The organism is Actinomadura sp. NBRC 104425 (genome assembly GCF_030269545.1).
Lineage (GTDB): Bacteria > Actinomycetota > Actinomycetes > Streptosporangiales > Streptosporangiaceae > Spirillospora > Spirillospora keratinilytica.
The window spans coordinates 34,082-47,984 of record NZ_BSTN01000007.1 but is presented as its reverse complement, the minus strand read 5'-3'; the positions used below and the strand labels follow the sequence as shown (position 1 = coordinate 47,984).

At 76.7% G+C, this 13,903-nt stretch carries 9 protein-coding genes; 1 reads left to right on the top strand and 8 read right to left on the bottom strand.

The window, feature by feature from the left end; genetic code table 11:
- The first annotated feature begins 6 nt into the window (after positions 1–6).
- A complete protein-coding gene (locus QSK22_RS13155) occupies positions 7–1,902 on the top strand; it encodes a bifunctional copper resistance protein CopD/cytochrome c oxidase assembly protein (RefSeq protein ID WP_285494396.1) in 1,896 nt (631 codons plus the stop codon).
- Here QSK22_RS13155 and QSK22_RS13150 read toward each other — a convergent pair.
- The 8 genes from QSK22_RS13150 to QSK22_RS13115 form a co-directional block, all read right to left on the bottom strand.
- The gene (locus QSK22_RS13150) at positions 1,862–5,239 is read right to left on the bottom strand and encodes a hypothetical protein (RefSeq protein WP_285494395.1); all 3,378 of its coding nucleotides are present in this window, start codon (positions 5,237–5,239) and stop codon (positions 1,862–1,864) included. The genes QSK22_RS13155 and QSK22_RS13150 overlap by 41 nt on opposite strands.
- A 46-nt stretch (positions 5,240–5,285) precedes the next feature.
- Positions 5,286–8,390 (bottom strand): chromosome partitioning protein ParA, encoded by a 3,105-nt coding sequence (locus QSK22_RS13145; protein ID WP_285494394.1) that lies wholly within the window; start codon positions 8,388–8,390, stop codon positions 5,286–5,288.
- Positions 8,387–9,121, bottom strand: coding sequence for a DprA-like winged helix domain-containing protein (locus tag QSK22_RS13140; RefSeq protein ID WP_285494393.1), 735 nt, complete (start codon positions 9,119–9,121; stop codon positions 8,387–8,389). The genes QSK22_RS13145 and QSK22_RS13140 overlap by 4 nt, the downstream gene beginning before the upstream one ends.
- Complete coding sequence (locus tag QSK22_RS13135; RefSeq protein ID WP_285494392.1) at positions 9,114–9,779, bottom strand: hypothetical protein; 666 nt, start codon at positions 9,777–9,779, stop codon at positions 9,114–9,116. The genes QSK22_RS13140 and QSK22_RS13135 overlap by 8 nt, the downstream gene beginning before the upstream one ends.
- Positions 9,776–10,981: a hypothetical protein gene (locus QSK22_RS13130; RefSeq protein WP_285494391.1), complete on the bottom strand. Its 1,206-nt coding sequence runs from the start codon at positions 10,979–10,981 to the stop codon at positions 9,776–9,778. The genes QSK22_RS13135 and QSK22_RS13130 overlap by 4 nt, the downstream gene beginning before the upstream one ends.
- A 60-nt stretch (positions 10,982–11,041) precedes the next feature.
- Positions 11,042–12,475: an aldehyde dehydrogenase gene (locus QSK22_RS13125; RefSeq protein WP_285494390.1), complete on the bottom strand. Its 1,434-nt coding sequence runs from the start codon at positions 12,473–12,475 to the stop codon at positions 11,042–11,044.
- A 113-nt stretch (positions 12,476–12,588) separates the two neighbouring features.
- Positions 12,589–13,107, bottom strand: coding sequence for a cytidine/deoxycytidylate deaminase family protein (locus QSK22_RS13120; protein ID WP_285494388.1), 519 nt, complete (start codon positions 13,105–13,107; stop codon positions 12,589–12,591).
- A complete protein-coding gene (locus tag QSK22_RS13115) occupies positions 13,107–13,790 on the bottom strand; it encodes a RibD family protein (RefSeq protein WP_285494387.1) in 684 nt (227 codons plus the stop codon). The genes QSK22_RS13120 and QSK22_RS13115 overlap by 1 nt, the downstream gene beginning before the upstream one ends.
- Between the last annotated feature and the right edge of the window lie 113 nt (positions 13,791–13,903).

Below are 13,903 nucleotides of genomic sequence, written 5' to 3'. Positions count from 1 at the left end.
GAAGGCGTGAGCAGCGCGCATTCCCATGGAGACGGGCGGGCCGTCCTGATGGCGTCGCCGGGGCCCGCACCGGCCGGGCCCGCGCAGGCCGGGCTCGCCGCCGTCGCGGCGGCGCTGGTGGTGCTGGCGGCCACGGTCCGGTTCGGCGGCTCGATCAGCGAGCAGGCCGCGCCCGGACTGACCCAGGCGGGGGCGTTCACCAAGGGCGCCCTCGCGCTGTCGGAGCTGGCGATGAACGCCGCCGGGGCGCTCACCGCGGGATGGTTGCTGCTCGCCGCCGTGCTGCTGCCCGCCGCGTCCGGCCACCTGGAGCGGTGCCTGCGGGCGGCGTCGCTGAGCGCGCTGGCGTGGACGCTGGCCGTCCTCGCCGTGGTGGCGTTCTCGACGGGCGACCTGTTCGGCGTCCCGGCCGGGCGCGTCACGGGGAACCTGCTCGCTACGTTCCTGACGGACCTGCCGCAGGGGCGGGCCCTGGTCGCCGTCGCGGTCGCCGCCGCCACCGTCGCGGTCACCGCGCCCCTGGCCCGCACGCCGCAGGCCGCCGGATACCCGCTGCTGCTGGCGCTGGCCGGACTGCTGCCGCCGATGTTCACCGGGCACGCGGCGGACGCCTCGTTCCACGCCCTGGCCGTCTACAGCCTGGCCGCGCACGTCCTCGCCGCGGCCGTGTGGGCGGGCGGACTGGTCGCGCTCGCCGTGGCGGTGCGGTGGGACGGGCGGATCGCGGCCGAGGCCGTCGCCCGCTACAGCGCCGTGGCGCTGGTGTGCTTCGCGGTGGTCGCGGTGAGCGGCGCGGTCAACGCCTGGATCCGGCTGGGCGGCTTCGACCTGGGCTCCCGGTACGGCGCGCTGATCGCCGCCAAGGCCGCCGTGCTGGCGGCGCTGGCCGGGTTCGGGTGGCGGCACCGGCGGGCGAGCATCCCGCGGCTGCGGTCGCGGCACGGCACCGGGACGTTCCTGCGCCTCGCCGCCGCCGAGACCGTCGTCATGGCCGCCGCCATGGCGCTGGCCACCGGCCTGTCGCGGACCCCGCCGCCCGAACTGGCCAGCGACACGCTCGACCCGGTGCAGCTGCGGCTCGGCTTCCCGCTGCCCGGCCCGCCGAGCGTGTCCGCCTACGCCCTGGACTGGTGGATCGACCCGCTGTTCGGCACGCTGGTCGTCCTCGGCGGCGTCCTGTACGCGGCGGCCGTCGTGCGGCTGCGCGGGCACGGCGGCGCCTGGCCGCCCGCACGCGTCGTCGCCTGGTACGCGGGGCTGACGATCGTGCTGGTCGCCACGTCCAGCGGGCTGGCCCGCTACAGCATGGTGCTGTTCAGCGCCCACCTGGTGCAGCACATGGTGGTGACCCTGCTGGCGCCGGTCATGCTGTGGCTCGGCGCGCCCGTCGCCCTGGCGCTGCGCGCGCTCCCCGAGGGGCGGCCCCGGGAACTGGTCGCGGCGGTGGCCCGCAGCCGGGGCTTGCGGCTGCTCACGCATCCGGTCGCGGCGACGGCGCTGCTCGCCGCGACTCTCTACGGCTTCTACTTCACGCCGCTGTTCGAGGCCTCGCTGCGCAACCACGCGGTCCACTCGCTGGCCATGGCGGTGTTTCTGGCGTCCGGGTGCTGCTACCTGCGGGCCGTCACGAGCCCCGGGCGGGGCCTGCGCGCGGCGGCGGTCCTGGCGGCGTCCCTTCCCTTCCACGTCGCCTTCGCGCTGCACCTCGCCGGCTCCGACGACGCGTTCGCCGCGGGCTGGTTCACCCGCCTGGGACGGCCCTGGGGCGTCTCCCCGCTGGCCGACCAGCGCTCGGCCGGGGAGATCGTCTGGACGCTCGCGGCGGCCGTGACACTGCTGTTCCCGGCCGTGCTCGCCTCCCTCATTCGTATGCGGTCTGGATATCGCGCGCGGCGTACCTGACGTCCGGGTGCGGGTGGGCCCGCAGACTGCGCAGCAGGTCGCGCCACTGCTCCGGCCAGTCGGCGCGCCGCCCGTGCCGCTTGGCCAGTGCGCAGGCGAACAGCCCGCCGGTGACGTCGCCGCGCGCGGCGAGCCGGAGGGCGTGCGGGAGCACCTGATCGGGTTCGGGCTCCTTCGGCTCGGGCCGGACGCGCCACGGGTCGGACCGCGGCTCGGGAACCAGCGCCCGCGCCACGTCCCGCACCGCCAGCACGCCGCCGATGGGACGGTCGGCCAGGGCGTCCAGGACGGCGCCGGCGTCGGGTGCGTCCCAGCGCAGAGTCCCGGCGGCCAGCTCCGACGCCAGCGGCTCGGGCAGCCGCCCGTCCAGGGCGCGCAGGACCGGCTCGGCGCGCGCCAGGTCCTCCCGCGCCGCGTCCCGCACCTGTGTCGTCAGCGTGCGCAGGCGCCGGAGGGCGGGCAGGTCGCGGTCGGCCCCGGCGTCCGGCTCGGCGGGCGCGGCGCGCAGCGCGTCCGCCGCCCCCGCGAGCTCGGCGGCGCCGACGCCCGCCATCGCGCAGCGGACGAGTCCGCGCAGCGCGGTCTGCCAGGAGCCGGTCTCGTCCAGATCGGCGACCGCGCGGGCCAGCAGCGCCGGGACCTGCGGCACCCACGGCGCCCATGCGGACAGGACGCCCAGCGAGCGGTCGCGGACCTCGCGGTCGTCGGAGCGGGCCGCCTCCAGCACCAGCGCCGCATACCGTTCGCGGAACCGCTCCTCGACGTGCGCCGGCGGGACGCCGAGCACCTCATGCGCCAGGTCGCCTCCGGCCGCGGCGGCCTCGCCGAGGATGCGCCAGGCCGCCGGCTCGGCCAGGTGCGCGCGGACGGCCGACGCGATCGCCGTGCGCATGTCCCGATGCTGATCGGTGTCGTCCCAGACCGCCGTGACCAGCTTCATCGCCCCGGGGACCCGGTTGCGCAGCAGGATGCGCAGCGCCGCCTTGCGGGCGGTGATCTTGCCGCCGGTCAGTACGGGGTGCAGCACGCCCGCCAGCGCCGACGGCCGCACGAACCGCGCCGCCCGGGACGCCGCGGACAGCGCCACGTGCGCGTCGTCGGAGTCGGCGAACCGCAGCAGGTCGGCGAGCACGTCCTGCGGGCGCGGCAGCCAGGGGGCGGCGGTGAGCGCCGGCCGCAGCAGCGGGCGGTCGCCGCCGGAGCGCGACCGCGGCCCGGGATCGAGGTAGCGGCGCAGGTCGGCGGCCCCGGCGCCGGGCACCCGGGCGATGGTGCGCACGGCGCGGGCGCGTTCTTCGGCGGGCAAGCCGCCGTCGCCGGCCAGCCGGTGCAGCAGCGCCAGGTAGGTCGCGTGCTGGCGGCCCGTCCAGCGCCGCATCCACGACGGCGGGGCGATCGGCACGAACGGCACGTCCGGGCGGTGGAAGCGGCCCGCGGGGCTCCCGGACAGCGCCGGGTGCAGCAGGTCGGTGCGTTCCCGCGCGACCACCTGGAACACCTCCGGCACCGTGATCGCCGACGGCTCCTCGGCCAGCAGCCGGGCGACGCGCTCGCGCCTGGCGCCCGGCACGGCCAGCCACAGCTCGATCGCCTCCCGGATCACCATGTCGTCGCGGGCGTCGAGCGCCGCCTCCAGCGCGTCCTGCAGTTCCGGCACGGCGAACGCGCGCCGGTGCAGATCCGCGGCGAGGGTCAGCGCGAGGGCGTGGTCGTTGCGCCGGGCCATCGCCGCCAGATACGGCGCGAGCGTCCGGCCCAGCTCGTGCTCCGCGCCGTGCGGCAGCAGCGCGTCGATCTCGTCCTCGTACTTCCGCAGCGGCAGCGAGCCCTGTTCACCGGTCAACCGGGCCATGATCTGCACAGCGGGGGACAGCAGCGCGGCGTCCCGGCGCATCGCGCCCTGCCGCGCCAGCCGGGCGGCCAGCAGCATCGCCTGGCGGCGGGTGCTGAACGAGGTGTCGCGGGCGGCCAGCGCGTCCCCCACCATGCGCACGACCGCCGGGACGTGCTCGGCACGCAGCACCGAGGACGGGACCGCGGTCAGCGCTTTCAGGGCGCTCTGCCGGATGAGGTTCTGCTCGTTGCGCAGCCGGCCCAGGGCCTGCAACACCCGCGTGAGCACCCGCGGGTCCCGGGTGCGTCCGGCGCACCGGATCAGCAGCCGGTATCCGACGGCGCGGTCGTCGCCGTCCGGCCTGCGCGTCAGCGGCTCCAGGACGGGCAGGGCCTCGTCGTACGGCAGGAACGAGGCCGCCTCCCGGCGGAGGCCGGGCCGGTGGGCGACGCGCGGCAGCCGCAGCAGCCGCCGGGCCTCCCGCACCCGCGCCGCCTGCGGCAGCAGGTCCAGCAGCTCCTCGTCGATCCCGAATCGGGTCAGGCAGGCGTCGGGCAGCACGGCCGCGACCACCGCCTCCCGGCGGCTCGGCGCGATGGCCCCGAGCAGCTCGTACAGGGCTTGGCGGTCGTCCCGGACGGCGCGGGCGACCTCGATGATCCGCGCGTCGTCGAACGCGGCCAGGCGCTTGCGGACGCAACTGCGGCCCAGCAGTGCGGGCAGCGCCGACCGGTGCCCGTCGGACAGCAGCAGGCGCAGCGTCCGCTCGGGCTCGGCGCCCAGCAGCAGGCCGATACGGCGGTGGACGCCGTCCGGCAGCGGCCCCGGGGGCAGGAAGCGCTCCAGCAGCGTGAGGACCCTGCCGGGCGCGTGCGGCACCGCCGCACCGACGCCGGCGCCCTCGCGGGACCACCACGCGCGCAGCATGCCGTCCGGCACGCCGGGAAGGGTGCGTTCGGCGTGGTCGAGCAGCACGCCCGGGTGGGCCCGGGCGAACGCCTCCCAGTTCGGCACGGCGTGCGCCAGGCCGTCCAAGCGCGCGCGGGCGGCCTCCTCGCCGCAGGCGGGCAGCAGCGCCGCCGCCTCCGCCTCGCCCCAGCGTTCGGCCACCGCGTCGATGAGACGTTCGGCCACGTCGCGGCGCCGACGCCGGCGGACCGCCCGGTACACGGCGGAGCGCACCGCCGCCGGGGCGTCCGCCAGCAGCGCCTCGAAGAACTCGGCGGCCACACCGTAGCGGGCGGCGAGATCGACGGCGCGGGCGGCGAGCTCGGCGTCGGGGTCGCGGGCGGCGCGGACGATATGGGCCAGGGCCGCCTCGTCGCGCACGGCCGACGCCACGAACAGCGCGGTCGAACGCTCGTAGTGGCCGCCGGCCGCCAGTTCGTCCAGCAGCCGCGCCAGGTCGCGCGGGTCGGCGGCGCGCCCCCGTTCGGCGAGTCTGCGGCGGCGCTCCTTGAACGGCAGCGGCTCGACCTCGTCCAGCAAGTCTTCGGCGCGCATCGCCCGCCATCCTGCCGCAACCCGCCGCCGGAGAGCACCGCCTTTTTCAGTCCTCGCCGACGGGCGGACGGGACGCGGTGACGTGCTTGGCCAGCGCCCGCACCCGCGCCTCGTGCCGGTCGTACCCGACCACGACGGGCGGCTCGTTGTAGGGCATGGTGTCCGACGAGCGGCGCAGCTTGATGTACTGCCCGCACGCGTCGATCGCATACGGCTCCATGTCGTCCTGCAGCGCGCCGATCACCGTGATGCCGTGCGACTCGCCGATCTCGCGGAACAGCGCAACGGCCTCCTTGCGGTGCTCCTTGCCCAGGTTGCGGCCCAGCTCGTCCAGCACCAGGCACAGCCGGCCGCCGCCGGAGGACGCCAGCGCCGCCGCGCACACCAGCTTGACGGCCTTCTCGTCCATCAGCGCGGTGTTGGCGCGCCGGTTGTAGGGGACGTACCGCTGCCCGTCCGCGCGCCGCCACTTGGGCGTGACGCGCCACCGCCACTCCTGCTCGGGGTCGGCGGGCGGCTCGGGCGTGGGGAACTCCAGCGTCGCCCCGTACCCGCCGTACTCGACGTCCAGCTTGTCGAACTCCTCGGCGACGCGCTGCAGCCGGGTGCGGATCGCGGCGGTCAGCGCGGTGCGGTGCGCCTCGGCCGCGCCCGCCGCCTCCACCGCGCCCTTCTGCGCCTTGTCCAGGTCGGCGCGGCGCGCGGCCATCTGCACCTCGATCTGCCGCCGCTGGTGCCGCTCGTAGTCCTCCTGCTGCCGCAGGTACGTCTCCAGGGCCCGGACGAGGCGGGGGAACGTCGCACGTTCGCGTTCGGTGCGGCGGCCCTCGCCCTCGGCGCGCTCCCGCAGCAGGAACCGGATCTCCTCGGGCATGTCCTCGTCGGCCATGCCGTCGGGGAAGACCAGGCGCAGCGCCTCCGACAGGTGCTTTTCGGCGGTGTGCCACCAGTCGTCGGGCGTCCAGGTCCGCTCGTCGTCGGTGAGGGCGTCCAGCCACTCGGCGGCCGCCTCCCGCGACCCGCCCCACTCCTTCTCCAGCTCGGCCACGCCCAGCGCGGCGCGGCGCCCCTCCAACTCGATGATCTTGGCGTGGATCTGCTCGCGGGTGCGCTCGTGCGCCTCGCGGCGGCCGCGCAGCCGGTCCACCTCCAACGCGCGCGTGTCGGCCTTGGCCTGCAGGCGGCGCAGCTCCTGCTCGGCGGCCTCCAGCCGCGGCTGCAGCGCCTCCTCGGCCGCCGCCAGCTCCTCCAGCCGCTCGCGCAGCCCGGTCATCTGCTCGCGGACGAGCTCCAGCTCGGCGGCGGCCTGCGCGCCCGCCAGACGCCGCTGCGCCTGCGCCACGTCCGCCGCGGCCTGCGCGGTGCGCTCCCGGGCGGCCTCCAGGGCCTCGCGCGCCTCCTCCAGCGCCGCCCGCGCCGCCTGCACGCGCGCCACCCGCCCCGTCACCGGCTCGGGGAACCCGCCGACGATCACCACGCCGGTGCCGTCGCCGTCGTCGAGCGCGGAAAAGAACCGCCGCAGCGGCAGCCCGCACCGCACGCCCGGCGGATGGCCGTCGCGTCCGGCGGCGCCGGCGTCCGCCGCCAGCTCGCCGTCCGCCGGGACGATCATCGAGCCGGGCAGGCCCCGCAGCGCCTCCATGGCGGCGTCCAGGTCGCCGGGGCCGACCACGACGGCCTCCCGGTACGGCCACAGCGCCGCCTCCCAGCGCTCGCGCACCTCCTCGGCCAGCTCCACCGCGTCCAGCAGCCCGACCGCCGCGACGCCCGCCGCCGCCAGCGCGCGGATCTGCGCCGGGGCGCTGCTCTCCCCGGCCTCGGCCTCGGCCAGCTCCCGTTCGGCCCGCGCCACCGCGCCCCGGGCCATGCCGAACTCCTGCTGCGCCTCGTCGCGCCGGGCCTCGGCCTCGGCCAGCTCGCGGCGCGCGGCGTCGGTGTCGCGCCCGTCGGCGTCGCGGCGCCGGTCCTCCAGCGCCGACACCCGGCGGCGCAGCTCCTCCAGCCCGTTGCGGGCCACCGCCTTGTCCGCGCCGAGCGCGTCGGCCTGCCCCTTCAGGTCGGCCAGCACCGCGCCCGCCTCGGCCAGCCGCTCGTCCAGCGCGCCGCCGGTGAGCTGCTCCACCTCCCGCTCCGCCGCCTTGACCGCCGCGGCGGCCGCGGCGGCGTCCCGGTGCAGCCGCTCCGCCTCGGCGGCGTGCGCCGCGTCGGCCGCCGCGGCGTCGACCAGCAGCCGCGCCTGCCGCGTCCGCCAGTTCCGCACCGCCGCCGCGACCTGCTCGCGGGCCTTGTCGCGGCGGTCGAAGGTCTTCAGCAGCGCCGCCGCCTCCCGCTCCCATGCGGCCAGGCGCTCGGCCGCCTCGGCGGCCTTGGCGCGCTCGCGGTGCTCCTCGGCCCGCGACACCCGCTCGGCCTCCAGCTCCCGGTCCAGCCCGGTCAGCGCGGCGATCGCGCTGAAGATCCGCTCCGGCGGGATTTCGTTGAGCGGCTGCGACAGCAGGTTGGTGGCGACCCTGGAGCGCACCGACGTGGACAGGAACGACACGCACCGCACCTGCCCGCCGTACAGCACGCGGGTCAGGTCCTTGGCGACGAAGTCGCGGCGCCCGGCGCTGCGCGGCAGGCCCGCCCACAGCCGGTCGGCCATCGACACCCGCTCGGCCTCCGACGGGGCCGACGCCAGGTGCACCCCGCGCCGCCAGCGGATCTCCAGGTGCGGGGCGTCGGCGTTGACGCGCAGCCACACCGTGACCGCCGACGCGCCGTCCTCCTCGGGGGAGTCGGCGTGGTCGAACACGCCGATGATGTAGCCGTGGTCGGCGCTGGCCCACCGGCTCTCGCCCTGCGCCGCCAGCTCGGCGTTGAACAGCAGCTCGGCCACGGCGCGCGCACCGGACGCGAACCGCCACTGCTCGTCGCCCAGCAGCGCGGTGATGGCCGCGATGAACGACGACTTGCCCGCGCCGTTGGAGTCCTTGGGGCCCTGCCCCGCCACCACGATCAGCGTGCCCGGCACGGTCGGCACCGGATGCGTGGACAGCCGCGAGATGTTCACCGCCTGCACGGCGATGAGCACGCGGTCCCCGACGACGTTCTCGTCGTCCCCCGGCCCGGACGCGGGGCCGGGCACCAGCGGTTCGAGGACGGCCGTCATTCGTTCTCCCCCTGATGCGTCGGTTCCGCCCCGCCGGACTGCTGCGCGCCGGACTGCTGTGCGGCGGCCTGTTGAGAGGCGGCGCGGGCGCGGCTGTGGCGGCGGGCGCGGATGGTGGCGGCCAGCGGCGAGCCGGGGCCCGCCGCCAGGATCAGCTCCTCCTGCAGCCGGCGGCGGGCGGCCTCGGTGAGCCGGTGGAACTGCGGGCCCGGGACGAACCCGCCCTGCTCGTCCGGCCCCGCCTTCACCTGCGACACCAGCCCGGCAAGGCGCAGGCGGCGCAGGGCGGCCTCCAGCTCCCCGATGGGCAGCTGCGAGCGGCGCCGCAGCTCCTCCAGCGGCGTCGGATACGGCGACAGCCACGAGTCGTCCGGCAGCAGGCCGGTGGCGCGGGGGATCGCGACGGAGTGGATGAGGATCAGCGTCAGCACCGCGCGTTCGTCCGGCGGCGGCACGCACGCCGGGTCGGCGGCCAGCGCCTCGGCGACGTCGTCGCGGTAGGCGGACGTCCAGCGCGGCGAACCGCCCTTGACGGCCGTGCGCACCAGCGTGCGGCCGGACAGGGCGAGCATCTCCTCGACGGTGCGGCGCAGGGCGGGCTCGCGCAGCGCCGGGAACCGCACCTCGGGCACCGGCTCGGCCGCGTGCTCCACCGCCATGTAGGCGGCCACCAGCTCCGCCCGCCGCTTCTCGTCGTAGGAACGCAGCAGCGGTTCGAACAGCTCACTCACCCGCATCCTCCACGGGCCCGCCCTGCTCCTGCGGCTCGTGCGGCACGTCCGGCTCGCGCCGTTCGTCCGCGGGGGCGGCCTGCTCGTCGACGCGGGGCAGCGGCTCGGGCGGCCGGGGAAGGCGGCGGATCAGGTCGCGCAGCGACCCCAGCGAGTCTTCGGGCCACAGGGCGATGCGGGGGCCGGGACGGACGGTCGCGGCCTCCTCGTCCAGCAGCAGCCACCCGGTGTCGTGCAGGCGGCGCAGCTCCCCGGTCGCCCAGCGGCGCGCCAGCTCCGGGTCGCCCCGCGACATGCGCGCGTACACCTCCAGCACGTCGCCCACGGGGACGCGCTCACCGGGCCAGGGCGCCTCGTCCAGCCGGGGCCAGCAGCAGCGCAGCGCGGCCGCCAGCACACGGCGCGCCTGGCCGGGGCGGTCCAGCGGCATGGGCGCGATGTCGTACTCCTCCAGCACCGCCGGGGTGGCGCCGTCGGGCCACGGGGACAGCAGCCACACGCGCGAACCGTCGCTCGCGGTGACCAGCCCCGGCGGAGCGGGGTCCGACACCGCGATCGAGTGCGCGCCCAGCAGACGCGCCCGCGCCCGGGCGAGCACCTCAGCGGGCACGGACGACGGTGCGGACGACGGCACGGGCGCAGGCACGGGCGCGCTCACGTGCCGGTCCTCTCGAACACGCCGGGGGACAGCCACGTCGGGGACCCGTCCGGACGCGAATCCAGCCCGTCCGACCACACCAGCCGGTAGGGCAGCTCCGGATGCAGATGCGCCGACGACAGGTCGGCCAGAAGCCGCCGGGCGGCGGTCCAGTCCTGGTCGAGCACCTCCTCCACGGCGACCCGGTCGCGTCCCCGCAGAACCTGCTCGGCGACCACGCGCAGACGCTCGGCGGCGGCGTCGTCGCTCGACGCGTCCTCCGACAGCCCCGGGTCGGGCACGGACGGACGGGGCGGCGCCGGACGGGGCGGGGTCGCGCGGGGGCCGTCCTGCACGGCCGTCACCACCGCGGCGGGCTCGTGCCAGGGCGCCGGCGCGTCGAACACGAACCCCTCCAGCACCGCCGCCAGCTCCTCCCGGGAGGCGGTGCGCGCGAACGTCCGCCACGTCTCGGGCGGCAGCAGCGTCAGGTTGCGCGTGGTGCCCGCCGAGTCCGACAGCCGGGCCGCGGCGCGCCGCGAGGCGTCCCCGTAGGCGTAGATGGCGGCGCGCAGGTCGGTGCAGGTGCGGTCCAGCTGGGGCCAGCGCCGCAGGATCGCCCCGTGCAGCCGCTCGGCCCGCTGCAGGATCTCCTCGGTGCCCCACAGCTTCGGCGCCTGCTCGCGCAGCTCCTCGATGGTGCCGTTGGTCAGCGTGACCAGCTCGACGCTCCACAGGCGGAACGCGCGCGCCAGCCCCTCGGCCCCCGCGCGCGCCTGCTCGACCGTCATGCGGGGGTCGGCGACGTTGAGCTGCTCCAGCGCCAGCAGCCGGTGCATCTCGCTCTGGCCGCCGTCCAGCATCATCCGCCGGATGAACATCAGCCCCACCACGCTGGTGAACGACGCGCGGTAGCGGAGCTGGTTGGGCTTGGGGAACACCTCGCGGATCGCGCCCAGGCCCTTGAGCACGCGCAGCCGGTTCTCGAACACCTCGGCGGGGTAGCGCCGGCACACGTACCGCATCTGCTCGCGGCTCAGCCCCTCTTCCCCGGCGTCGGCGAACGCGGCGAGGAGCGTCTCGGCCACGTCCACCATCTCGGGGTCGTCGACGACGGCGCCGCTGTCACGCGCCAGCGCGGCGAACATCTGCCGGTAGACGCCCAGCACAGCCTCGCCGACGAGCACGTCGTCCAGGCTCGCAGCATCGTTGGTGGGGGACACGGCGCATACGGTACGGCCCCCGTCCCCCGAACGTGGAATCGACGGCCCGGCCCGCCGGAATCAGGACGGCCGGGGGATGGCCTTGTGCTCCAGGTACGCCTCCAGGCCCTCGGGGCCGAGCTCGCGGCCCAGGCCGCTGTCCTTGAAGCCGCCGAACGGCGTGTTGGGGTCGAGCACGTAGAGGTTGATGCCGCAGCTTCCGGTGCGGATGCGGCGGGCGACCTCGACGCCGTGGTCGACGTCGGCCGTCCACACCGAGCCGCCCAGGCCGTAGTCGCTGTCGTTGGCGATGCGCACGGCGTCGTCCTCGTCCTCGTAGGGGATCAGCGCCAGCACCGGGCCGAAGATCTCCTCCCGGGCGATGCGCATGTCGTTGCGGACGCCGGCGAACACCGTGGGCGCCACGTACCAGCCGCGGTCGTGCGGCCGGTCCAGCCCGCCGGTGATGATCTTGGCGCCCTCGTCCTGGCCGATCCGGATGTAGCCCTCCACCCGGTCCTGCTGGCGGCGGGTCACCAGCGGGCCGATCTCGGTGCCGTAGTCGGCCGGGTCGCCCACGGCCAGCCCGCCGACCATGGCGGCCAGGGCGTCGGCGACCTCGTCGTAGCGCGAGCGCGGCGCCAGGATGCGGGTCTGCGCCGCGCACGCCTCGCCGTTGTTCATCAGCGACGCCGTCTTCAGGCCCTCGACGGTGGCGGCCAGGTCGGCGTCCTCCAGGATGATCGCCGCGGACTTGCCGCCCAGCTCCAGCGTGACGCGCCGCAGCTTCTCCCCGCACACCGCGCCGATCGCCCGCCCGGCCGCGGTGGAGCCGGTGAACGCCACCTTGTCGACGCCGGGGTGCGCGACCAGGTACGCGCCGACCTCCCGCCCCGCCGGGACGATGTTGACCACGCCCTCGGGGACGCCCGCCTCCCTGATCCACTCGGCCAGCACGTAGGCGTCCAGCGGCGCCTCCGGGGACGGCTTGGCCACCACGGTGCAGCCCGCGGCCAGCGCCGGCGCCAGCTTCATCATCAGCGTGAACTGCGGGACGTTCCACGGGTAGATCGCCGCGACCACGCCGACCGGCTCGCGCGTCACGGTGACCGGGCCGAGCATGCCCGCGCGCTCGTCCTCCCAGGCGTACCCGGCGGCCAGGTCCGCGTAGTAGCGCAGCACCATCTGCGCCATGGCGGCCTGCCCGAACACCGAGAACAGGATGGGCGAGCCCATCTCCTCGGTGATCAGGTCGGCCATCTCCTGCTGCCGCTCGGCGTAGATGTCCGCCAGCCGGCCGAGGACCGCGGCGCGCTCGGCGGGCGTCATGCGCGGCCAGGGCCCGTGGTCGAAGGCGCGGCGGGCGGCGGCGACGGCGGCGTCGATGTCGGCCTCGGTGCCCTCGGGCACCCGTCCGACCGCCTGCTCGGTGTGCGGGGAGACGACCTCGATGGTGCCGGTGCCGGCCGGGGCGGCCCAGTCGCCGTCGATGAACAGCCGATCGTGCTCGCGCATGCCGTCGCACCTCCGCGGAGTTTGACCGAATGCTTGCTTGGTCACAGCATCGCACGGCGCCCCCCGGGATTGGCAAGAGCCGGATGAGACCCGAGTCTCACGTCACGGCGGCGTCACGGCGGCAGCAGGTGGGCGTTCGGCTCGCGGGCGCGCCCGGCCAGCTCGGGCAGCTCGACGACCAGCACGCCCTTCGCGCGCAGCAGCTCCCCGCCCTCGCCCTCGACGAACAGCGTCGGCTCGCGCCAGGCGAACACCACCCGCGGGATCCCGGCGGCCAGGACCAGGTCCGCGCAGGTGCGGGGACGGGACCGGCGCCGCCCGCACGGCTCCAGCGAGCTGTAGAGGGTGGCGCCGGCGAGCCGCGCCCGCACCGGCGCGGGCGGCCCGCCCCACGGACCGGCGCCGAGCTTGGCCAGGGCGGTCTCCTCGGCGTGCGCGTGCGGGTCGGCCTCCCGGGAGAAGCCGCGGGCCAGCTCCCGGCCGTCCGCGTCGACGATCACCGCGCCGACCGAGAACGCCGTGGCCGACGGCGGGCACAGCGCGGCCAGGTCGCAGGCCAGCGCCAGCCAGCGCAGGTCGTCCCCGCGCCGGGCGGCGGACGGCGGCGCGGCGGGCGGGGCGGCGCCGTCCATCAGCGGCCGCCGCCCTGCCGGTAGCGCAGCAGCACCAGGTCGCCGATGCGGGTGGCCTCCTCCAGCCGCATCGGCGCCGCCGGGCTCTGCGGGTACACCCCGGCGCCGGCGAACCGCGGCGCCGCCGGGTCGCCGATGAAGAACGGCGCCACCACCAGCTGCAGCTCGTCCACCAGGCCCGCGGTCAGGAAGCGGGTGTGGACCTCGCCCCCGCCCTCGACCATCAGCCGCCGCACACCGCGCCGCGCCAGGTCGCCCAGCAGCGCCGGCAGGCTCACCGGGTCGCCCGCGTCGACGACCTCGGCGCGCCCGGCCAGCCGCTCGGCCAGCCCGGGCGCCACGCCGGACGGCGCGTACACCAGCTTGGGCGACTCCCCGGTGGTGAAGAACCGGGCGCCGGGGTCGAGGTCGCCGCCGGCGGTCACCGTGACCTTGGTCAGGTCGGGCGGCAGGCCGCGCCGCACCCGCTGCTCGCGGCGCGCCGCGGACCGCACCAGCAGCCTGGGGTCGTCCCGCCGCACGGTGCCCGCCCCGACCATGATGGCGTCGCAGCCGGCGCGCACGGCGTCCACGCGGTCCCAGTCGGCGGCGGTGGACAGCCGCAGCCGCTCCGGGTTCGCGTCGTCGATGTAACCGTCCACCGACATCGCGCAGCTCAGCAGCACGTAGGGACGCTCGCTCACGCCGGTAACCCTAAGGCAGCGCCGCCGCCCCGAGCCCACCGGAGGCCCACCACGTCGGCGCCCGGCCGGCCTGCGGCGGCCACTGATCCTTTGTGGCGCGTCGGCGTTTCTGT